This window comes from Agrobacterium tumefaciens (assembly GCF_017726655.1).
GTDB lineage: Bacteria > Pseudomonadota > Alphaproteobacteria > Rhizobiales > Rhizobiaceae > Agrobacterium > Agrobacterium tumefaciens_B.
This window is the reverse complement of record NZ_CP072308.1, coordinates 1,622,686-1,643,672: the sequence shown is the minus strand read 5'-3', so window position 1 is coordinate 1,643,672 and position 20,987 is coordinate 1,622,686. Positions and strand designations below refer to the sequence as shown.

The following is a 20,987-nucleotide window of genomic DNA, read 5'->3' as shown; positions in this document are numbered from 1 at the left end:
GCAGGGAGAGAATTGATGACCGACGTATTTATCTACGACCATGTCCGCACCCCCCGCGGACGCGGCAAGAAGGATGGCAGCCTGCATGAGGTGCCCTCCGTTCGCCTGGCCGCCAAGACGCTGGAGGCCATCCGCGACCGCAACGGCCTCGACACGTCCGCTGTCGACGACATCATCATGGGCTGCGTCGATCCCGTCATGGATGCCGGCGCAGTGATACCGAAAGCCGCCGCTTTCGAGGCCGGTTATTCCAATAAGGCCCCAGGCATGCAGATTTCGCGCTTCTGCGCCTCGGGTCTCGACGCCATCAACTTCGCGGCCGGCAAGGTGAAGGCCGGTTCGGATGATATCGTCATCGCCGGCGGCGTCGAAAGCATGTCCCGCGTCGGCATGGGCATGTCGGGCGGCGCCTGGTACATGGACCCCTCGGTCAACTTTCCGGCGTTCTTCATGCCGCAGGGCGTGTCGGCCGATCTCATCGCCACCAAATACGGCTTCTCCCGTGACGATGTCGACGCCTACGCCGTCGAAAGCCAGAAGCGCGCCGCGCATGCCTGGGAAAAGGGCTATTTCAACAAATCGGTCATTCCGGTGAAGGACCAGAATGGCCTGACGATCCTTGACCGCGATGAGCACATGCGCCCCGGCACCGATATGCAGGCGCTGGCCTCGCTCAACCCGTCCTTCCAGATGCCGGGTGAGATGGGCGGCTTCGAAGCCGTTGGCATCATGGCCCACCCGGAAGTGGAGCGCATCAACTACGTCCATCACGCCGGCAACTCATCCGGCATCGTTGATGGTGCTGCCGCCGTGCTGGTTGGTTCGAAGGCGGGCGGCGAGGCAATGGGCGTGAAGCCGCGTGCCCGCATCAAGGCTTTCGCCAATATCGGCTCCGACCCCGCGCTGATGCTGACCGGCCCGGTGGACGTAACCGAAAAGCTTCTGAAGAAGACCGGCATGTCGCTCGCCGATATCGATCTCTTTGAACTCAACGAAGCCTTCGCCGCGGTGGTCCTGCGTTACATGCAGGCCTTCGACATCGATCATGATCGGATGAACGTCAATGGCGGCGCGATCGCCATGGGTCATCCGCTGGGTGCAACCGGCGCGATGATCCTCGGCACGGTGTTGGATGAACTGGAACGGCGCGATCTGAACACCGCACTCGTCACGCTTTGCATCGGCGCCGGCATGGGCACGGCGACGGTTATCGAGCGGGTCTGAGACAGCGGCTACAGCCCGCTTCCGTCATCCTCGGGTAAGGTCCGAGGATGACGAGGAAAGCGAGGCGGCCATTACGATTCAGGGAAGAGGAATCCCAAATGAGCACTTACACCAATTTCACCATCGAGACGGATGCAGACGGCATTGCCCTCGTCACCTGGGACATGCCGGAAAAATCCATGAATGTCTTCACGTCGGAGGTTCTGGAGGAACTGAACGCCGTCGTTGATGCGACCGTCGCCGATGCTGCGGTCAAAGGCGTTGTCTTCACATCAGGCAAGAGCACCTTTTCCGGTGGTGCCGATCTCTCGATGATCAAATCGATGTTCTCCTTTTACCACGAGGAAAAGGCAAAGAACCCGAACGAAGCGGCACAGAAGCTGTTCGATCTTGTCGGCAGGATGAATGGCCTGTTCCGCAAGATTGAGACCAACGGCAAGCCCTGGGTCTCCGCCATCAACGGTACCTGCATGGGCGGCGCGTTCGAGCTGTCGCTCGCCTGCCACGGCCGCGTGGCCTCCAGTGCCAAGAACCTCAAGATGGCGCTACCGGAGGTCAAGGTCGGCATCTTCCCAGGTGCGGGCGGCACCCAGCGTGTGCCGCGCCTGACCGATGCACAATCCGCCTTGCAGATGATGACCACGGGCCAGTCGCTGACCGGCGCACGCGCCAAGGCCATGGGGCTGGTGCACCAGGTGGTCGAGCCGGATCAGCTGGTCGCAACCGCCAAGCAGATGATCAAGGACGGCCTGAAGCCGGTAGCACCCTGGGATGAAAAGGGCTTCAAGGCCCCCGGCGGCGGCATCTGGACGCCTGCGGCTGCCCAGCTCTGGCCCGCAGCCCCCGCGATCCTGCGCCGCGAGAGCGCCGGCAACTATCCGGCGGCACTCGCCATCCTCAAATGCGTCTATGAAGGCCTGCAATTGCCCTTCGATACGGCGCTGAAGGTGGAGCAGCGCTATTTCACCGAAATCCTTCGCTCGAAGGAAGCCTTCGGCATGATCCGCTCGCTGTTCATTTCCATGCAGGAACTGGGCAAGGGCGCACGCCGCCCTGCCGGCCAGCCGAAGACGGAGTTCAAGAAGGTTGGCGTCGTCGGCGCGGGCTTCATGGGGGCGGCCGTCGCTTACGTCACCGCTGCGGCGGGTATTCCCGTCACGCTGGTGGATCGCGATCAGGAAGCCGCAGACAAGGGCAAGGGCCATTGCGAGGAAAGTGTCAAGGCCGCCATCGGCAAGGGTAGGCTGACGCAGGATGAAGGCAAGGCCCTGCTTGACCTCGTCACGCCCACATCCGACTACGCCGCACTCTCCGACGCCGATCTCGTCATCGAAGCCGTGTTCGAGGACCGCGACGTGAAGAAGGCCGTCATCGAAGCCGTGGAAGCCGTTTTGCCCGAAGGCGCGATCTTCGCCTCCAACACCTCCACCTTGCCAATCACGGGGTTGGCAAAGAACTCCAAGCGTCCGACCGATTTCATCGGCATCCACTTCTTCTCGCCGGTCGAGAAGATGATGCTGACGGAAGTCATCTTGGGCAAGGAGACCGGCGACAGGGCGCTCGCCGTCGCGCTCGATTATGTGGCCAAGATCAGGAAGACCCCGATTGTCGTCAACGATACGCGCGGCTTCTTCGTCAATCGCTGCGTCCTGCGTTATATGGCGGAAAGCTACGACATGCTGATCGAAGGCGTGCCGCCCGCCATGATCGAAAATGCCGCGAAATTTGCCGGCATGCCGGTCGGCCCGCTGGCGCTGAACGACGAGGTGGCCATCGATCTTTCCTACAAGATCCTCAAAGCCACCGTCGCCGATCTCGGTGAAAAGGCCGTCGATCCGCGTCATATGGAGCTCGTGAAGAAGCTGGTGGAAGGCGAGGGCCGCTTCGGCCGCAAGAACGGCAAGGGCTTTTACGACTACCCGCCAAAGCCTGCCAAAAAATCCCTCTGGCCCGGCCTGAAGGATCTTTATCCGCAGCAGAAGCCTGAAGACGTGGATATGGAGGTGCTGAAACAACGCTTCCTCGTCACCGTGGCGCTGGAAGCCGCCCGCACGGTGGAGGAAGGTATCGTCACCGATCCGCGCGAGGCCGATGTCGGCTCCATCCTCGGTTTCGGCTTTGCGCCCTATACCGGCGGTGCGCTGTCCTACATCGACGGCATGGGCGTGAAGAGCTTCGTGGCGCTCGCCGAAAAGCTCAGCGAGACCTATGGCCCGCGCTTCAGGCCGACGCCGCTGCTGAAGGATATGGCCGCCAAGGGTGAAACCTTCTACGGCCGCTTCGATCCCTATGCCGGCGCGGCCAAGGCCGCGTGATCGACGGTCAAGGCAGGATTTTTGAACAGGCCCTTCGGGGCCTGCTTTATTATGTTGGCACTGCCGCTTTCCGTGCATCCTTTGACCGGCTCAGGCGTTGACTGGCAGGACAGGGCAGAAAACGCCCGCCCCAAGCAATAAGCACGTCTCAGGAGACAGCCATGAAAGCGCCACTGCGATCCCACGGTTTTGAAAAGCCTTCCGACCTCGATGATGAACTCGCCGAATTGGATGAAGAGGCCGAGGCTATCGCCGCAGAAGAGAAGACAGAGACATCCGCCGCACGAAGCAACAGCGCCGCCGATGCCATCGACCCTGCGGTAAGGGCCGAACTCGATGAACTGCGTCGGCAAGTCGACAAGATCAGACGCGATCTCAAGCGGCTGGAGGCTACCCATCACCCCCGTCAGGAGCACGAACACCCAAGGCACGAGCGCGACCGGGAAAATTCCCGTTTGATGACCGTCGTGCGCTCCGTGGCGGTCACGTCGCTCGCCAGCCGCATATTCGCCACGTCACCGGTCATGGCGGCACTCGTCGCAGTCGTTCCGTTCGCCTTGGGCTTCGCGGCGCGGCGAAGCGAGGACGCCTAACGCAGGGCCTATCCGTCCGAAGCATTTGTGGTCTCATCCGTTAGCCTGTTACGGGTGGGGCCGGGCATTCAGGCCGCCTGGTGATGCGGTCCAAATGCAATGTTTATCCCATCCACAGGCAGTTTGAAAAAACTGTCAAAAAACTTTGCGATGGCGCTTGCCATGTTCGAACAAGATGTTATAACCCCGCTCACTTTCGGGGCGCAAACAACCCCGACCGCGAAAAGCGGAGGTTCTTCAAGGACCTGAAGTGCCCGGATAGCTCAGTTGGTAGAGCAGCGGATTGAAAATCCGCGTGTCGGTGGTTCAAATCCGCCTCCGGGCACCATTTCTAACGTCTTGGTTTTGTTTTGTAATTTGCCCCTTAACTAACCTGTTGCGATAACTTTTCTAGACGCGGTTTTTCGCGTTTCTAGACGCCGGTTGTTTTCCGTCTGTTCACTTCGGCCTCAAGGTCTCCCATGGTTTCGGCCATCTTCTTGGACATGTCGGCGCGGCGAGAATAGTGCTTTGCCATGGCTTCTGTCTTCTGACCCAGCATCTGCGCGATCGTCGCGTAGTCCTTGCCCATCTCGGCGAGGATGGTTGCGACAGTATGGCGAAGGCCCTTGAGCGTAAGGTCGGGCTGGATCTTGCCTTCCTCCTCGAGCTTCAATTTTATAGGGCGCCATGACGCCCTAAAGCCAGAAACTGTCCAAGGCTTGCCGCGGCTGTTGGCGCAAAGCGTGAGCGTAGTTGCGGGATGCTTCTGCTCTTCGGCCAGCACATCAAGCACGGGCGTCGGCAATGGCACCCAAACTGGAACGCCGGTCTTTCCTCGGCGCGTGTCCAGCTTGCCGCCAGAGACGGCTGTGCGTGGCAGTTCAAGGGCGTCTTGAGGGTCAAGGCCGCAATACATCATCAACGCCACAGGAAGGCGCATGTGAGGCGGTAACGCAGCGGCGACGGCATCCCGCTCGAAGTCCAGCCAAGGCCGGTTTGCTTCGGGGGCATCGGTCGCTTTGCGCACGCGCTTGACCTTCGCGACGGGGTTCGTCGCCATAAGTTCTTGCTCGATGGCGTGTTCAAACAAGATAGAAAGGACGGTCAGCGTATAGTTGGCAAACTTCCGCTTCTTTTTTTCGAAGGTCTTGTCCCTCAGTCGTGCCACCCACCCTTGAGAAAGCTCGGACAGCGGTGACGGTCCCAGCGGCTGCAGATAGGTGAGCACCTTCTGATAATCTGACTTGGTGCGGCTCTTGAGCATTTGGAAGCCGGCGGACTTGCGGTATGACGCGATGAGCGCGGCCAGCGTGCCAGCCTTCGCTTCCTGCCCGCGCGTAGCCGCATCGATCGCCTCAAGTTCAGCGAAAAATTCGGGCGTTCCGAATTCCGCCTTGAGCCGCTTGCCGGTCTTGCGGTGGTAGGCATACCATTTGCCAGTCTTCGGTTCGAAGTAGCGCTTTAGGCCTTTCACTCTGACAACTGTTCCAGTCATAGCGCATCCAGCAGAGAGTCGGCGGTCCGCAACGGTGCTTCACCCGGTCGTAAACTGTCAATCCATGCGTCCACCTCACGGATGTCGTACCGCTCCCATCGAACGCCAACACCCAGCGCGATTGCTCGCACCGGGCAAACGGAATCGAAAGATGGAAGGCTCAAGCCGCAATATCGCGCCGCTTGCGTCTTGGTGAGAAGACGCAAAGGTACATTGTCGTTGGCGGGGCGCATGCGTCCTCCTCTATTGTTCGTGACGTAACTTTCAGAACCAGCCTGCAAAAAGTCCAATGTCGCTTGATGAAAAAGTTTGGCCCCGCTCAACCAAGCGGGAGCAGGGCCGCGACGGCTCGTTGCTGGTGAGGCCTTAGGTGGTGACTACGCCGTCGCTATTTCTGCCGGGATAAGAGGCCCGCGCAGCCGCAAGGGCGCGCTGGGCAAGTTGGCCAGCCTGGGAATGCGGAGGCTGGCTGGGAAAACCTCTAGGGGAGCCGAACCCCGGTTGCGATCTGCAGCAACCAGTCCGGGCGCACCGTCATGACGCGTTCGGCGCCCTGATAAAGATCGATGCCTGGAAAATGGGGGTTGTGCTTGGCCGTGTAGGTATCTCGGCCGATGAAGACGATTGAGCCTTCTGGGAAAATCTGCTGCCAGCTCATTGCAGCACCTCGAGACCCACCCACTGGCGATACATTTCGACGTCCGCCTGCCCCATCTTCTCGACGCGAATAACGCGGAGGCGGGCAAGCTCGTCGACTGTCGTTTCAAAAAGCTGAGGTAGGCCAATCCAGAAGGCAGCTTCGACTTTGCCGCAATCCTGAATGCCGAGTACCAAAATCCACGCTTGAGAGCCGTCGGGCTTCGTTACGTTGATCATATCGCCGGCCTTAAAACGGTCGGCGTTGTCCATTGTGAATTCTTCCAGGAAGGACGGTCTTCTTCTGCCGACCAGCGCACGCGGCAACTGCTCTCTGGCATTGCTCCGCGCCGGTTCGTGTCTTCTTGCGGCATGCGTCATTTCGGTATGCTCCTCAGTTGCCAGTTCACTGTGAACTGTGTATGTCAGTAAAAAACACCAACATCGCGGCAATGTCAACACAAAATGATGACCTTGTTGTTTTTTTATGAGGTTCGACGTGATCACACCCGCACAATGCCGCGCAGCCAGGGCACTGCTAGAATGGAATCAACCGACCTTGGCCGTTGCTGCGGGCGTTTCACCATCCACAATCCGCGATTTCGAATCGGGAAAAAGGACGCCTATTGCTAACAACCTCGCGTCGATTCGTGGGGCGTTCGAAGCCGGTGGTGTGATATTCATTGAAACTGGGGAGACCGCTCAAGGCCACGGCGTCACCATAAAAACTTGACCAGCGCGCCACGCTAAACCATCTTGCTCCCCGAGGTCTGGAGGACAAGAATGAAATTGCTGTTGGCGGTCGCGGCGATTATTATCGCATCTATAGGAATATGGCTGGGCGGGGTCAGGATCATCGTTGTTCAGCCAATAGGCGCGCTTCCTGACGGCGCAACAATCGTTGTTGCCGGCGTGGGCAACGTTCGATTGATTGATAGCCCAGATGCCATGTGCAATAGGCAGCAAGGCGGAGTAAGTCTTCTCTGTCGGGCTGCGGCGCTCGGCGCGATAGCTGAGAATGGTAAAATCTTGCTGCGCCTACCTTACAGCGAAACATTGTTTCGGTTCACCGGCGGCCCGTTTCGTGACGGCTAGGCAACCCCCGACGATCCAACTCTATCTAAGCAGACTTTAGTGATTATCAACCGAACTTCTTGGGCTTGCCCTTAAGCAACCCTCTTGCTTCGCGATGCATTCCCCTCGTCACGCCCTCGCACGACCTTCTTTCGGAGGACGACATGACTCGCACAATCGAGTATCCGACTGGCTTCGGGTCGCGTGAGGCAGGTGTGATCATGGCCGAGAAGGTCGTCGCAAAACTCTGCAAAATCTTTCCCATAGCATTTCTCCAACTTTTCCTGCATCTCCGCACCTAGGTGGATAGGGGTATCGATGCCGTCCTTTGACGCGATGGTACTCATACCTATAACATCGCCACCTTTACTCAAGATGAACGAGCGCAAGTCCGCTAAGGTTCCACCTAGGGTCATCACGTCATCTACTATGACATATGGCGCACCCTTGTCAATTTCTCCATAAAATTGAGATCTATGGGCAATTCTGACCCACCCATTGCTTTTGTCTTTGGAGAATTCCTTCATCTGGAAAACTCTTTCTTCCACAGGCCATTCGAGTTCGTGGGACAGCCAGTTCGCATAACCGATCGCGAGAGCATTGTTCGAGTCCCCGAGTTGAGCCGCTGGCGCGATCAAGTATGGGGCTCGCCCTAAGCTCTGCTGTATCGACTGCAACTTCTCGATCGTGTCTTTCACGACAAGCTCGTCTAACAGCTCCAACGCGGCCTGCATGTCTCTCGCGCCCTTTGCTGCTGAGTAAAGGGCGTGGTTCTTCAGGCATGCCTCTCCCTTCGTGTTCGAGGCCCACTTACAATTCACTATTACAGAAGGAAAATCCAATCCCCAAGGAACGCGCATCGAGACACAATCGCTAATAGTATTCGCTCATCGGTATATCTTACATTTCTCGGTCAAAATCAAACGTCTGCCACAACTAACCACAGCGTGTGGATTGCCTGCAAACGGCCCATTCTTAAATTTACGAAATGGTGAGCGTGCCCATGCGTCTATCTCGTTGGCGCACCTAAATGCTGAGCAGGGTTTCTTGAACCGGGACCAGTAGGATGCCGACACCCGTCGGCATCCACGCCTTCCTTTCAGCGAAACGCTTTACCGGTGGAGTGGGGCGAGGCTTTAGGGTCGGCGCTCTCCAACCGCTCAACAGCCTCAATGATGCCATCTAGCCCGTTTCGCAAGATGGTGCGGTTGATGCGGCCAGCCTCATCTAGGCAAAACTTAAGGTTCTCTGCCAGCGACTTGATGTATTCCAGTTGGAATGTTTGATCATCACGCATGGTCTTCTCCTAAACTACCGGCCAAGCAATAGGCGCGATCTCAGCAAGGAACTCCTCAACAGTCGGCTGCTGGCGTTGCCCAGCCTGCACCTTGGCCAATTCGCCGTAAGCGTAGAACCAGACATTATCGCGCCACGCGACGAAGGCCTGCGCTTCTGCCGCCCATTTCGGTTTTGTTGACGCCGTGTATGATGCCAAAGTCACGCCGTCGCGAAACTGCTTTTCCCGCGCGGTGCTATCGACAAGGTTCTGGATGGCGTTTTCGTAGTCGGTGATAGTGGGCTCTGGGTCTGAAATCGCGTCGAGTTCTGCGATTTCCTCAGGGGTCATATCGCGCTCTGTTTTCTCACCCGTTTCGGCGTCAAAAATAAACGTCTTCACGATCTAAGTCCCTCCAAATCAAGGAAACCGAATTGCGTTGCTGAGCCCGAGCGGCTCAACAATCGAATCGCGTTCATGGCAACAGCCCTTTTGTGAACAGCGCCGGGAATTCTTATTCTTCTTCCGACCGCAGACGATTCTTCTCTTGCTTGCCCTATCGCCGCGGAATTTCGTGCAATGTTGAAGTGGCATATATTCAGTACGCCCACTGCCGGCCAGGCTGTGTTTCCTGAGTGCGCCAAGAATGGCAGTCCAGCAAGTGTTCCATCAGTGAGCGTATCTGACGTACTCGATGTTGACGCATCAGTAATCGTGTATCGAAACTCGTCAGCATCAGCGCCAAAGGTAGTGCCGTTATCTGACGAAAATCTGATAAAATAACCGGTGTCGTCTGGCATAACGCATGAGCCTGAAATCCTTAGACTTCTGTAAGCGCCAAGGCCGGTGACATCGATCTGCGTCAACCCCGCAAGCGCAAATGAACCGATGAACTCCCAGCCACCCAGCACCTGGCGCGCCTGCGCGGGCGTTAGGCGTTCGATCTTCCCCGTTCCAGCGGTCGCTCTTCCGAGCATTGTAGATGTTGGAATTTCTGCCAACTTGATAAGTTTGCCGGTCGCTCCATCGAACGCTGATATGTCGCCATCAGCAACGCCACCAGCAGGCCCAACGACATCCCCCGTTCCGGTGCCATCCGTCCCCTTGCGAGCCAACAGCCGCCAGTAGGCATTACTCTCGGTCGGCAAAACGGGAGGCGCGTTGCCCGTCGTCGGCTGGAGAGCGATCCACGTCGAGCCATTGTTCAGAACGATATCGTTCGCGGCGTAGGCCGTCGCACTACTGTAGGCGCCACGATCCACCACGCCAGCCGTGCCGGAACGAGCGAACAAGAGCCACTGCGTGTTCTCGGTCGTCGGGAGCGTGGGAGGCGCATTGCCTGTGGTCGCAACCTTGGCGATCCACGTCGACCCGCCGTACTGGACAATATCGCGGATCGCGTAGGCAGTGCCTGCGCTGTAGTTTCCTCGCTGATTGACGCCAGCGGGACCGACAGGACCAGTTACATAGGACGGGGCACTCCAATCACCCGACGTCGCCGAGTTCTTGAAATAGATCGCAGAGCGACCGTCGCCAATATCAATTACGAGGACCGCGAATCCAGCAGCAGCGCCATTGTAAGCCGCCCGACCAGCAAGATTGGCAACAAACGCGTTGTATTCGACACCTTGAACAAGAGCCGCCTTGTTGATCGTACTGAACACACCTGGCCCGATACCAATCGGGATATCGTCAGTGCCGACAGAGATTTCCGACAGGCTTTCAAGGTTGCCATTCGACAATGAAGACAAGAGGGTCCGCATCGCCGGCAAAATGAAAACTGACGGAGGGGTGAGCCGAATCTTATAAGGCGCATCTGTCTGGGCAGGACCGGGCCAATCGTCGGCAAGCAGCAGTTCCGTGTTGCTGATGATCTTTTCGATCACAATCGGGCGGCCGACGTGGATACCGAACTCATCGCCGACTTTGATGGGGGTAAGGCCAGAAACTTCCGTCAGCCAGCCTGTATCAGTGCCGGTTACCGTGCGAGAGCCAACTGCGACGGTTGCCGTGCCGTCGCCATACCATGTGGTGTTAGCCATAGTTGTTCCTTAGTTGAATTTCACGTTTCGCTTCTGCGCGGACCTGACGCCGGCCTCAATGCGGCTTTGCAGTTCTGCGTTTGTTTTGGCTAGGCCGCGCTCAAGGCGGGCCACAGCGGCAGCGTCCGCCCCGCGCGCATCAATGTTGTAGACCGGAGCTAGTTTGACCGAAGTGCCGCCACCCATGATGGATTTCATGTCGGGAAGGGACGGCGTGCTCAGCTTGGGCATGGACGGCATCGCGCCGACATACCCGCCATCAGCGTAGCCTTTGAGATTGCGCCGCATGGCCTCCATAGCCGCAGGACCGCCGGCAGCTTTGACGGCCGCTTGGTCGAAAACGTATTCGCCTTTGTGCACGACGCCAGCAGGCTGGTACTTCCCACCGTCGCCGGTGTAGCCGCCGTCTGAATACAGGCCGCCAGTGATCGCTCCGGATTGAATGCCTGACCACTGGGAGCCACCACCAAACAGGCCGCTGAACAGACTGAACAGGCCGCCTCCACCGCCGCCGGCGTTGTTGATCTTGAAGATGTTGTTCAAGACGTCGTTGATAAGGGCGTTGCCAATCTTCTTCAGGCTGTCGGCCAAAATGTCTGCCGCACTGGCGCCCTCGATGAAGCCGTCAATCATGCCTCGCGTAACATCCTTGGCGGTTTCCATCGCCTCTTCAGCGCGCTGGCGGATCTCATCCTGCTTTTCGGAAAGCCGCTCGGACTCGACGACAGCGTTCGCGTAGCCTGCTGCTAGATCCTCGATGCTGGCCGTCAGTTCAGGCGTGATTTTAACGCCAGCCTCTTGTGCCGCGGTCAGGAGTTCCTGTTTGGCGCGGGCAAACTCGATGGAGTGCCCGTAGTCGTTCAATAGCGGATTAAGACCAGCCTGCGCTGCCGTCTCAGCGTTCAGAGCCGCGGTGCGCTTCGTGATCTGCTCGACCTCGCGAGCGTACTCGTCAGCGCGCTTCCTGCTGGATTTGCCGTCTTTGTCGGCTGTGACCTGGTATTTCTTGTCGGTGATGTCGACGGGCGTGAATTTCTTGCCATTGGCGGTTTTCGTTTCACCGGTGCCTCCCACAATAGAGGGCGCACTGGTGGGATACTTCAGCGGCTTATCGTTCAGCACGTCCTGGATGATGTTCGACGCGGTTCTGGTCTGCGCTTCTTGTAGGGCCTTGATCTGCCCTTCGAGCACCCTGATTTCAGCCTGACCGAGGACGTTCGCCGGATTAGCCTTGATCTCGGCAATCTGCTTTTCGAGATCCAGCCGCTTCTGGGTGTTGTCGACGAGCTTGTCGCTGGCTTTAACGGTTGAGTTGACCGTCAGCGCGCCGCCCAGCGCAGATAGCTTGCCATCGCCGTCGCTGTCTAAGGCGCTTATAGCACCTTGACCAATGTTCTGAAGGCCGCTTGCCTTTCCGACCCACTCGGCGAAGTCTTGAGCTGCTTTCGCACCAGCGTTGAGCTTCTCGATAATGTACTGAATATCAGACGCGAGACCATCCATGTCGACGCTGTTGACGAAGTTCGCCATGTTGTCGATGGCGCCGCCGAACGTGTTTGCAGCCTGCGTGGAATCGTTGAATTTGCGGACGGCGTTCGTAAGGGCGGTTCGGAGATTTTCGAGCCGCTGGTCGACCGTCAGCACCGCACCTGCAACTTTCTGTTCAAGCACCGGTGCGCCAGCATTGATGCCGTCGAAGAATGCCTTTGAGGACAGCTTGCCTTCCAGCATGATCGCCCGCAGCTTCGCGACCGATCCTTCGGCCTGCTTGATGCCAGCGGCAGCGGCCTGCAGGATAGTCGGCGCGCCTTCGAGGATAGAATTGAATTCCTCAGCGCGCACGACGCCAGCGCCCAAAGCCTGCGACAGCTGCAATAGCGCGCCGGAAGCTTCCTGACTCGACTGGCCAGACGCGCGCAGCGCAAGGGCAACGTTGCTGGACAGGCTGATAATCTCGTCCGACGAGACGCCCAGCTCTTTTTGCACCAGTGATACGCGGCCGTACAATTGCACAAGCGTTTCGAGCGGCGCGGCATTTTTCTGGGCTGCCGTGAAAAGCTTCTGATACACGCCTTCAAGTTCTTCGCCGGCGAGGCCCGCTACCTTCAGGGAGTTGGTGATGCGCGTTCCACTGTCCGATAGCTGGCGAAAGCCTTGGGCACCACCGATAAGAGCAAAGGCTTTCGCCGCACTGGCAGCGATCCCTGAATAGGTCGAGTTCAGGCGAGTCTGCATTCTGGCGGACGTGGTTTCAATGCGCTTAAAGTTGCGCTCCGCATTGCGGGTCGCGCTGGCAATTTTCTTCTCGAAGTCGCTAACGCGGGCCTCAAGCAATACGGCAAGCCGTTCGTATTCTACGCTCATTTTTTCTTGCTCCTAACGGCTTTGGACATCGCGCGTTTGATTTTGGCTGCTGCTTTTTTCTGCGCCAGCCGGAACCCCGAGAAGAAGTAAGGCTGAGCCCTGCTGCCGGGGTTTTTTGTTCCGGCAAACTGGCCACCGTTGATGTGGGCGCGAGTGCCAAACTCCACTAGGTGCGCATAACGGACCTTGGAGTTACCGGCCGTGATCATCGCCGCGTTTTCAGGTACAACAGTCGAGCGACCTGGCTGACTGTGTGGTGGGGTTTTCTGTCCGCCGGGGGTAACCTCAATGCTGTCCTTCAAATCGCCGTCGTCGACTGGTGCCAGCGCCTTCATAACGGCGGCCACATCCTGGGCGGCGGAAGTGATTGCAGGCTGGGTCTGCTCGCGCACAGCCTTGGGTATCTTCTCAAGACGGCGCTTTAGGCGGTCCCAGCCTTGTATGGTGCGCTTAACCATTTGCTGCGGCAGGCTCGGCTTCGTCTTCGGCTTCGGGCACACCCTTGCCATGGAATGCGGCATCCATCACCCGAACCACCAAAGGAAAGTTCTCAGCCGCGGGTCGATTCTCGACGTAGGTACGAACCAAGCGCAGCGCGTCTGTAGGTGTCATGCCGCCGCCGATCAGGCCGAGGCGCAGAATTTCGCGTGCGTCATGGAGATTGACGATGCCCGTGCGGATGGCGTGAAGCAGCGTCGCATACATCGATCGATCTGTTGTTTTTTCCCATTCACTGGCCAAATCCCAGGTGAGTGCGAATTTGTACGTGCCGTCGGCAAAATCTGCTTCGACGATGGCAAAAGGCTGTGCTGTGGTCATGGAATTCTCCTTGGAACAATTGCGCATTCCTCCGCGTTCGTCGGCGACGAATGCAGGAGGGATGCAATGGAAGAACGGGTTGATGGCCTGCCGCTGGCAGAAATTACTGCACAGCTGGCTGCGTTGGCAGAACAGGCTAGGGCACTTTGCAAAGACCTCGAAACGGTCCCTGATGAGGATGAGGAAAGCCCAAGCGAAAACTAGGGGTCATATTTTCAATTGGAAAAATGCACGCGAATGACCCCGGCCGGTCCCTGAAAAAGGCGACTTCCAGAGTTTCGGCAGGCCCCGTATCAGGCGAAAAAACGTAATGATTTCTCGCGCGCGCGTTTGCGCACGCGTGAGGCAAAAAACTGTGTTTGCACTAAAAGTGCATTCCCGCGCCGCTCCGTGACTGAACGAACGGTCACTTCGAATCTACCCCCTAGCCTAGCTCGACAGGGTATCCGTCAACACCGCAGGCAAAAACCTTGCGGCCGCGCTCCATCGCCTGCTTTGCGCTATCATGATGATGTCGGCAGAGGCTTTGAAGATTGTCGGGGTCGAAGAATAACGCCTCATCGCCCTTATGTTCTTTGATGTGGTCGACGACCTCGGCGGCAGTCACCTCTTCGGTTGCGAGGCAGAAGCGGCACAAGGGTTCTTGCATCAGCTGTCGTTCTCTGAGGTCGATCCAGCGCTTTCGCTTGTAGAGGTGTTGCCACGCCGCGCTCTGCGCGCGGTTCTTACTGCGCCACATACCTGCCATCTAAAGGTACGCTGCCTCGCCCCAAGTCGTGACGTCGCGGACGTTCACCGCTTTGGTGCGGCCATCCATGCCGGTCACGCGGTCGTAGTCGAAGCGCTGTCCGATACGTGGTGCCTCATGGTCTGGCATGCTGGTGATGTGTACGAATTCGCCTGCGTTGCCGCGATCTCCGTCTTCCTGAATGAAGCCAAAGCCACGGTCATTGAACCACTTGATAATTGTTCCGGACGCCATTGCGGTCCTCCTAATGTTTGGGAAAGGGATGGCCTGCCGCCGGGGCTCAGCAGCAGGCCGTTGATAGCGTGGCCACTCACACTCACGCTATCTGGATACGTGGCGCTTACGCCTCGAAGTCACCGGTGACCAGAGACTCGGGGCGATAGACTGCGAGGGCAAGACGTTCCTCGATCCGGGCCGTCGCCATATTGAGCTCGAAGTCTTTGTCGTTCTCCGTGCTGAGTTCGAACGTGACCTGCTGCCGATCGAAGATCTGCGCCGCGGTAGCAAGGGCACCGACGAGGAACTGGCCGGCTGGCATAGCCGTGGTGTCCACGATGGGCAGGCGCCAGATACGCCCCTGTCCGCCCTCTACGGGGTCGACGATAATGTAGTTGCCACCAGCATCCTTGGTGAGTTCAAGCTCGGCCAAGTCGTCCGGGTTCATGACAATGCCGGTCGCAGTGTACTCCGCGCGACGCACCTGCTGGATGGCTCGGCGAATGGTGTCAACGCGAGTGTCGCCGGTCTGGCGCAGGCTCTCGTCGAATTCGGTCGCCTGCGGAATAAGGCCAAGGATATTCTGGCCAGTGCCGCTACCGAACAGAAGCTGCTGCTCCTCGACCAGCTTCAGGCCGGTTGTGCCGCGCAGATCCAAATAGGAGACCAGCCCGGCGACGTCATCAAGCATCTGCTTGGAGAGTTTGAAGAGGTGAGCAATGGTCCGAACCGATGCAGTCTTGAGGTCGAAAGTGATGTCGGAATAGGGCTTCTGGGTAGTCTCGGCGACGGGAGCCGCGTTATTGGTGAAGCCGGTTTCCTGCACGAATTCGATAGAGCCCGCAGTGGTCTTGCCTGGCGCAATGAGGTCGCGGACGGTGAGAACGCGCTGGGCGGGGGTGACGATGCCCGGGCGTCTATCGGCGGGGACGAGAGACGTGCCCTGCGATCGACCAGTGCCGACGGTCGTATTGCCGGATGTGATGGCGGCAGATTCGACATAGGCGCGGCCACGATTGGCACCACCGTTGAGCTCCTTGAAGGCCGGCGTGTTAACCAGCGCACTTGCCAGGCTTTCGCCGGTAGCGAAGTTGTCGTTCGCGTGGCCGTCCATGCGGGCGAACTGCTTTTCCAGGCCAGAAATCCGCTCAGAAAGGCCAGTTGTTGCGGTATCGAAAGCAGATCCAAGCTGCTCGATTTTGGTAGCGATATTGTCAGTCATTCAGGTGTCCTTTTCGACATAGGAGAACGCGCCGAGGTAGGCCAGCATGTGCGGCAGATACGTTCGTGCGGGTTTGTCTGTGTTGGCGGCATTCCATGTGTCGATTTCGACGACGTGCCGCTTTGCTTGCCGGTATAGATCGCGATGCGCAGCGATCTGCTCAGCTGTTCGGTGCTTGTGGGTGGTTGCTTCGATTACAGCTGCAACGGGGTTGGCTAAAACTTCTGCCTTCCTTGTTGCTACATCCTGTCGAATTTCCACGAGCAGGCGCGTAACTTCAGACGTCATTGCGCAGCCCGCCATTCTTTCGCCAGCGCTTCGAATGCGGTGCCCGCAACAAGGGCCTGCTTCACAGCACCGGTTGCCTGCGTTGCACCGAAAACGGCGTGAACGCCGTGGCCGCCGACATCCGCGAGGATATCAACGCCGGGGTTTTCCAGATCATTTCGCAGCACAATGCTCTTGATGACCGGGGCAAAAGGGTTTGTCCGTCCGCCATCGAACGCAGCGGCAATGGCCTCGACGAGCGACATGCAGAGCGTTGGTGAATGGATACGGGCGAACTTGTCGACGCTTTCGCCTACGGTTCCGAGCCCGTTATCAGCAAGGACGGCGATAAGCAGCCGCGCCATTTGGTCAGCGGAAAGTGGCGGGTAGGTACGTCCCACGGCCTTAGGCAGTACGCCGGCGTCAGATGCGCGCTGGGCCAATGAAGTGACGCGACCGAGGCCAATGCCAAGTGTTTTAGATAGGGCAAGACATGCCGCGGCTTTGCGCACGGTCGCCTCCTTTCATTTTTGGAAATGAATGTTTTGGGTGTTTAAAAAATCGATCAGGGCAGGCGAGCGCGCAAATCACCTAAGCGCGCTCACAGCCCGATCGACCGTTTGCCGAGGAGAGACAAACGGGATTGCATTCGCTGCGGGTACATCCGCCGTCAGCAAAAATGGTGCGAAGCGCTCCCCCTCATTGCACGCTTCGCTATTGTGGTGTGCTGCTGATCAGCAAAAGCTTCAGCTTCCCGCCGGGGGGGGGTATTACTGGATCACACCGCAATCAAACTGGTCTACTCATAAGAGTACGCAGTAACGCGCCACGAAAAGGCACATGCCGCGAAAGAATTCTTATCCCCTCATAGAGATACGCAACGGGAAGCCGCTCGAGTGGATATGCCGTTCGGAAAATATTTCCATACGGTCACTATTACCGCTCGGCGTGCCAATCAGCGCATGCGCTATCAACCATAAGGGACTTGAATGCGCGTGGGGGTCTCACCCATAAGGGATTTGAAGCGCCGTGGAACGACACCCCTCAACCCTTGGGGACTTGAAGCGCCGTGGCATACGGTCCTACAATCACCCCGCGGTGCGCAGCTTTGCTGTACACCCTCACCTATACAGGTGGTGAGAACGCAGAAAGTGCCACCCCTACATACTACTCTCCGCGAGATCGCGAAAACTACACCTTTTGACCGAAAAAAGTGGTGGCGCGAAGGTCATGTTGCGGCACTGTGTTGCGGAAATGTCGCTAAGGCGAATCCGCTGAGGTAATGTGTCGGCGGTGCACCCCTTCACATTACTCTCTCCGATATCGCGGAAAGCGGCGGTTAGGCTGAAAGTTTTCGGCCAGTGGATAAGCCACTGCAGAACGCAGAAATTTCATTTAAAATCAGCGTCAAGGCCTGTGGATAACTTTTCGGTCGAACGAAAAAGCATAATGTTTACTGTGAAACTGCTTGTGGATAGATGCGCACGCCCACTTCCATTCGGAAATCTGAAATGAGAGAACCACAAAAGGAAACGGCTCCAGATTCGTCCGGAGCCGTTATGGGTTGCCCTTAGCGGTTAGGCTTGCCGCGAACGGTGAGCCATCGCTAGGACGGTACGTAGCACCATCGTGATAGCGCTCCTTGCTTTGTTTCGCAAGCCAGGACGACCCAATGGATACAATTGCAGTGATCATAACGATCGCGGCCGGACTTCTCTCAATCGCGCTATCGGTCATTAAGATCAGGGCGTATATGCGGCGGAAACAATCCCGCTAGCTTTGCATACCAGTCCCGGCCGTCCTCACCGACGGCCGGTTGATTTCGCCGATGCCTTGCTAACAGATTCCTTCAACGCGGCTCCGGTAGACCGCGCGGCGCACACCGAGCACCGCCAAGACCGCTTGTCGCCGGTAAACCGTTCTCCGCAGTCGCTGCATTCGCACATGTATCCACCGGGAGCGAATCCAGCGGTGTTGTCATTGGCGGGGTGCAGCGCGCAGGCCTTTATGGCCAGTACGTGCAATTCATGCACAAGCTCGCTTTTTTCCTCATGGAAGCGAAAAGGATCGCGGTGCGAAGGCGCAAGCCGCGCCAGCCGGTCAGCCAGCGCGTGTAGATCGTTGGCGAGGGTCATACGGCTGCCCTAGATTGTGGTTTGCGCCTCTCCACCACCCTAGCAAATGTTTTTGCATCCAAAGAACAACCGCAAGAACCGATGTGATCCACTCTTCCGTCGTCGAGTAGGATGCCAGACCTTGCCGGGTCTTGCGGGCCATGCATGGTAACAGGCCAGACGGTGCCATCGTCCCTGACCTGCCAAGCCAGAAGTGGGCGCGCTACTTGGAAGCATCCCACAATAGTCAAGATTGTTTCAGCCTTTGAGGCGCTAACGAACATGCTCATCACTCATTCCCCATAGTCGTTGATGCATCCATTCCAATAATCGACTGGGCGAAGCGTTACGTGTTACGTTACGTACCCACCCTTCTAAAGAAGGGGTGGGGTAACGGTAACGCGGTAACGCCTGCGCCTTAACCCAGTGGGAAAACGTTACCGTTACCAGAATGCGTTACTGTAACGCATCTGGTAACGCGGTAACGGAAAGGCTCCAAAGGCCATTTTCATCTTGGGTCACAAGGCCTTTCTTCGCGAGGTTTGGCTTGCCTACCGAGAACCGTTTACGGTGCGCCGAGCCCGACAAGCCCTCTTCCTTGTGAGTGTCGAACGCTTCTCGCCATTCCGCTTCGGTCGCAGGCCTGCCGATCGAGGATAGAGCAGCAAGCACTGGCTCTTCGCTCTTGCTGGCCGCTGCAACATTGTCGTTGCTGGCCTTCTGCGGGTTAGGCTGCTTTTGCTTCACCGCATCGAGATCTAGAGGAACCACTACAGAAGCCGTGATCTCTCGGCCGCTACGCTCATCAATCTCAACTACGCGGCTTTTGATGCCATAGGCAAACTTTGGCTTCAGGACTTCGGCGACGTCATTATCCTTCTGGACCGTGGCCAGCGACCCGCCTTTCAGTTTCTGAACGCGCACAGTCTGATCGAACGCAGCGAGCAGATTGCCATGTCCGCGCAGACGGCTGTCGTCACCTATTGGAGTGTGATGGACTAGGAGGATGTGCGCACCGGTCCATTTCAAGGTGCGCTGAAGATGACGAGCGACCTTAGCGGTTTCCTCGCCGCCGCTGTCGGAGCCGTTGCCAAATGTGCGCGATAGGGTATCGATGACAATCATATCCACATTGAAACCATCGCTTCCGCTGTCCTGCTCAACATCCCATGACTGCTGCTCGACGTCGTAAACGATCTGCGATAGGCGGTCAGAATCATCGCCTATGAAATCCAGATCACCGTCGTAGATAGCGAGTCTCATAGGCTCTTGTAGATTGTGTTCATCGGTGAATGCCTCGACCCGTCTCTGCACTTGGTCGGCGCGCTCGAGAGCGATGTACAACACGTCACCCCTCAACCATTCCTCGGGTTCCGTGGCGTTTGCCTCGCAATACATGCCGGCGCCCCTGCCCATCCAAGGAAGGCCGCTCGCGACATGGCAGGCGATATCCAGGGCGATCGTGCTTTTCGTGGCTCCAGGCTCACCAAAGAAGCAAGAGACTTCGCCTTTAGCCAAGAAGCCGTCGACGATATAGTTTTTTGGGGGGATATTGCCAAAGGTGCGATGGAAGCGAAACTTAGACGTCGTGTTGGCTGCAAACTTGGGCTGATCGGGTGCGAACCAGTCGATTTCCCTCATCGGCAAGCCTCCAGCGCTTGAAGCGCAAGGGTGGTCAACCGTTCGGCAAGCGGCTTGGAAAACGTGGCGGTCCGACGCGGGCCGGACTGCGGCGCGAACAAGAAGTGCGCGCCATCTGGCTGCCGCACTAGGCGCAGGCCGTAGAGGCGAATGTGCTCATTGAGCTCGACGTCAACGAAAGCGACGCAATCCTTCGCGCCACGCTCATTGGTAGGATGGCAATATAAAATCTTCATGGGTCTCCGTTCGGCGCACAGAGGCGCGTTCCTGCCGACGTGTGCCGGCAGGTTGTTGATTTCATTGGGTGCAAAAATTGCCTTTAGGATCGAATTTGGTGGTCGAAGGTTCGATACTACTGCTTCAGACCATGCTGGCGGTTTCTAGACAAAATGAAGCTAAGCCATTGTGCTCGGTTCGATTTCTAGACGGAATGGAGAATTTGAAGTTATTGAAATTTGGTCATTCGTCAGCGGATTGAAAATCCGCGTGTCGGTGGTTCAAATCCGCCTCCGGGCACCATTAAATTTCCCAATGCCCAGACCGTCATCGACCAACTGCCAGTCTGGTTCGATTACTACAATCGCTTTAACCCTCGCAAAGCTCTCGGCTCTCGCCAAAGGAATTCCTGGCGGGCAAGACACGCCAGCCCTTGTTCATTGGAGGAATTTGATGAGAGTAACTGTGATATCCGGTCCGGAATACAATGAGACCCTACGAACAACGGTCATGGATGTTATGGAGCAGCTCGGTGCTTCAGTCGAAAGTCGGAATTGGTCCATTGCTGGTTCGCAGGAAATTGAGACCGTTCAGGCGCGATTGGCCGACCAAGAGATCATCATAGAGGCAGAAACCTATATTGGCCTTTCCATCACGGGCGATGAGGACACGGTCAATGAAATCTCCGAGCGAGTGAGGCAGGCCACTCAAACGATCCCAACTTGATCCTGTCCGGTATCTGG

The 20,987-nt window shown here is 57.5% G+C and carries 25 protein-coding genes and 1 tRNA gene; 8 read left to right on the top strand and 18 right to left on the bottom strand.

Annotated features, from left to right (window positions below):
• The first annotated feature begins 15 nt into the window (after positions 1-15).
• From AT6N2_RS08215 to AT6N2_RS08200, 4 genes are all read left to right on the top strand, one after another.
• A complete protein-coding gene (locus AT6N2_RS08215) occupies positions 16-1,224 on the top strand; it encodes an acetyl-CoA C-acetyltransferase (protein WP_004439838.1) in 1,209 nt (402 codons plus the stop codon).
• 98 nt (positions 1,225-1,322) lie between these two features.
• Entirely contained in the window at positions 1,323-3,539 is a 2,217-nt protein-coding gene (locus AT6N2_RS08210; RefSeq protein ID WP_209085495.1) for a 3-hydroxyacyl-CoA dehydrogenase NAD-binding domain-containing protein, read from the top strand.
• A 161-nt stretch (positions 3,540-3,700) separates the two neighbouring features.
• The gene (locus tag AT6N2_RS08205) at positions 3,701-4,132 is read left to right on the top strand and encodes a hypothetical protein (protein WP_209085492.1); all 432 of its coding nucleotides are present in this window, start codon (positions 3,701-3,703) and stop codon (positions 4,130-4,132) included.
• Positions 4,133-4,384: 252 nt separating this feature from the next.
• Positions 4,385-4,460 (top strand) — tRNA-Phe (locus tag AT6N2_RS08200).
• Between the two features lie 84 nt (positions 4,461-4,544).
• Here AT6N2_RS08200 and AT6N2_RS08195 read toward each other — a convergent pair.
• The 3 genes from AT6N2_RS08195 to AT6N2_RS08185 form a co-directional block, all read right to left on the bottom strand.
• The gene (locus AT6N2_RS08195; protein WP_209085489.1) at positions 4,545-5,609 is read right to left on the bottom strand and encodes a tyrosine-type recombinase/integrase; all 1,065 of its coding nucleotides are present in this window, start codon (positions 5,607-5,609) and stop codon (positions 4,545-4,547) included.
• A gap of 481 nt (positions 5,610-6,090) precedes the next feature.
• Entirely contained in the window at positions 6,091-6,267 is a 177-nt protein-coding gene (locus AT6N2_RS08190) for a hypothetical protein (protein WP_209085482.1), read from the bottom strand.
• The gene (locus AT6N2_RS08185; protein WP_209085480.1) at positions 6,264-6,626 is read right to left on the bottom strand and encodes a hypothetical protein; all 363 of its coding nucleotides are present in this window, start codon (positions 6,624-6,626) and stop codon (positions 6,264-6,266) included. The genes AT6N2_RS08190 and AT6N2_RS08185 overlap by 4 nt, the downstream gene beginning before the upstream one ends.
• A gap of 106 nt (positions 6,627-6,732) precedes the next feature.
• Here AT6N2_RS08185 and AT6N2_RS24400 point away from each other — a divergent pair, with 106 nt between their 5' ends.
• Complete coding sequence (locus AT6N2_RS24400) at positions 6,733-6,978, top strand: helix-turn-helix domain-containing protein (RefSeq protein WP_209085477.1); 246 nt, start codon at positions 6,733-6,735, stop codon at positions 6,976-6,978.
• Between the two features lie 50 nt (positions 6,979-7,028).
• Positions 7,029-7,340 (top strand): hypothetical protein, encoded by a 312-nt coding sequence (locus AT6N2_RS08175; protein WP_209085474.1) that lies wholly within the window; start codon positions 7,029-7,031, stop codon positions 7,338-7,340.
• Between the two features lie 71 nt (positions 7,341-7,411).
• Here the strand turns inward: AT6N2_RS08175 and AT6N2_RS08170 are convergent, their stop codons facing one another.
• From AT6N2_RS08170 to AT6N2_RS08140, 7 genes are all read right to left on the bottom strand, one after another.
• Complete coding sequence (locus tag AT6N2_RS08170) at positions 7,412-8,017, bottom strand: phosphoribosyltransferase (protein ID WP_209085471.1); 606 nt, start codon at positions 8,015-8,017, stop codon at positions 7,412-7,414.
• A 401-nt stretch (positions 8,018-8,418) separates the two neighbouring features.
• Positions 8,419-8,616, bottom strand: coding sequence for a hypothetical protein (locus tag AT6N2_RS08165; RefSeq protein WP_209085469.1), 198 nt, complete (start codon positions 8,614-8,616; stop codon positions 8,419-8,421).
• A gap of 9 nt (positions 8,617-8,625) precedes the next feature.
• Positions 8,626-8,997 carry a hypothetical protein gene (locus AT6N2_RS08160; protein WP_209085468.1) on the bottom strand — a complete coding sequence of 124 codons (372 nt, stop codon included), beginning with the start codon at positions 8,995-8,997 and terminating at the stop codon, positions 8,626-8,628.
• Positions 8,994-10,637 (bottom strand): fusion protein, encoded by a 1,644-nt coding sequence (locus AT6N2_RS08155; RefSeq protein ID WP_209085466.1) that lies wholly within the window; start codon positions 10,635-10,637, stop codon positions 8,994-8,996. The genes AT6N2_RS08160 and AT6N2_RS08155 overlap by 4 nt, the downstream gene beginning before the upstream one ends.
• Positions 10,638-10,646: 9 nt before the next feature.
• A complete protein-coding gene (locus AT6N2_RS08150) occupies positions 10,647-13,001 on the bottom strand; it encodes a tape measure protein (protein ID WP_209085464.1) in 2,355 nt (784 codons plus the stop codon).
• The gene (locus AT6N2_RS08145) at positions 12,998-13,510 is read right to left on the bottom strand and encodes an HK97-gp10 family putative phage morphogenesis protein (protein WP_233282432.1); all 513 of its coding nucleotides are present in this window, start codon (positions 13,508-13,510) and stop codon (positions 12,998-13,000) included. The genes AT6N2_RS08150 and AT6N2_RS08145 overlap by 4 nt, the downstream gene beginning before the upstream one ends.
• Positions 13,452-13,820, bottom strand: coding sequence for a gene transfer agent family protein (locus AT6N2_RS08140; protein WP_209085462.1), 369 nt, complete (start codon positions 13,818-13,820; stop codon positions 13,452-13,454). Before AT6N2_RS08140 ends, AT6N2_RS08145 begins: the two co-directional genes overlap by 59 nt.
• A 66-nt stretch (positions 13,821-13,886) precedes the next feature.
• Between AT6N2_RS08140 and AT6N2_RS08135 the strand changes: the two genes are divergently transcribed.
• On the top strand, positions 13,887-14,024 hold the full coding sequence (locus AT6N2_RS08135) for a hypothetical protein (RefSeq protein WP_209085460.1): 138 nt from the start codon (positions 13,887-13,889) through the stop codon (positions 14,022-14,024).
• 220 nt (positions 14,025-14,244) lie between these two features.
• On the opposite strand, the gene AT6N2_RS08130 is transcribed toward AT6N2_RS08135, so the two are convergent.
• From AT6N2_RS08130 to AT6N2_RS08095, 8 genes are all read right to left on the bottom strand, one after another.
• Positions 14,245-14,568: an HNH endonuclease gene (locus AT6N2_RS08130; RefSeq protein WP_333898672.1), complete on the bottom strand. Its 324-nt coding sequence runs from the start codon at positions 14,566-14,568 to the stop codon at positions 14,245-14,247.
• Positions 14,569-14,802 carry a cold-shock protein gene (locus AT6N2_RS08125; protein WP_209085457.1) on the bottom strand — a complete coding sequence of 78 codons (234 nt, stop codon included), beginning with the start codon at positions 14,800-14,802 and terminating at the stop codon, positions 14,569-14,571. It abuts the gene before it with no gap.
• A gap of 106 nt (positions 14,803-14,908) precedes the next feature.
• The gene (locus AT6N2_RS08120; RefSeq protein WP_209085454.1) at positions 14,909-16,006 is read right to left on the bottom strand and encodes a phage major capsid protein; all 1,098 of its coding nucleotides are present in this window, start codon (positions 16,004-16,006) and stop codon (positions 14,909-14,911) included.
• A complete protein-coding gene (locus tag AT6N2_RS08115; RefSeq protein WP_209085451.1) occupies positions 16,007-16,294 on the bottom strand; it encodes a hypothetical protein in 288 nt (95 codons plus the stop codon).
• The gene (locus AT6N2_RS08110; protein ID WP_209085448.1) at positions 16,291-16,785 is read right to left on the bottom strand and encodes a hypothetical protein; all 495 of its coding nucleotides are present in this window, start codon (positions 16,783-16,785) and stop codon (positions 16,291-16,293) included. Before AT6N2_RS08110 ends, AT6N2_RS08115 begins: the two co-directional genes overlap by 4 nt.
• A 1,290-nt stretch (positions 16,786-18,075) precedes the next feature.
• Complete coding sequence (locus AT6N2_RS08105) at positions 18,076-18,408, bottom strand: hypothetical protein (RefSeq protein WP_209085446.1); 333 nt, start codon at positions 18,406-18,408, stop codon at positions 18,076-18,078.
• Positions 18,409-18,843: 435 nt separating this feature from the next.
• Positions 18,844-20,028: an AAA family ATPase gene (locus tag AT6N2_RS08100; RefSeq protein ID WP_209085444.1), complete on the bottom strand. Its 1,185-nt coding sequence runs from the start codon at positions 20,026-20,028 to the stop codon at positions 18,844-18,846.
• Positions 20,025-20,264: a hypothetical protein gene (locus tag AT6N2_RS08095; protein WP_209085442.1), complete on the bottom strand. Its 240-nt coding sequence runs from the start codon at positions 20,262-20,264 to the stop codon at positions 20,025-20,027. Before AT6N2_RS08095 ends, AT6N2_RS08100 begins: the two co-directional genes overlap by 4 nt.
• 169 nt (positions 20,265-20,433) lie before the next feature.
• On the opposite strand from AT6N2_RS08095, the gene AT6N2_RS08090 reads away from it, so the two are divergent.
• On the top strand, positions 20,434-20,970 hold the full coding sequence (locus AT6N2_RS08090; protein WP_209085441.1) for a hypothetical protein: 537 nt from the start codon (positions 20,434-20,436) through the stop codon (positions 20,968-20,970).
• Positions 20,971-20,987 lie beyond the last annotated feature (17 nt).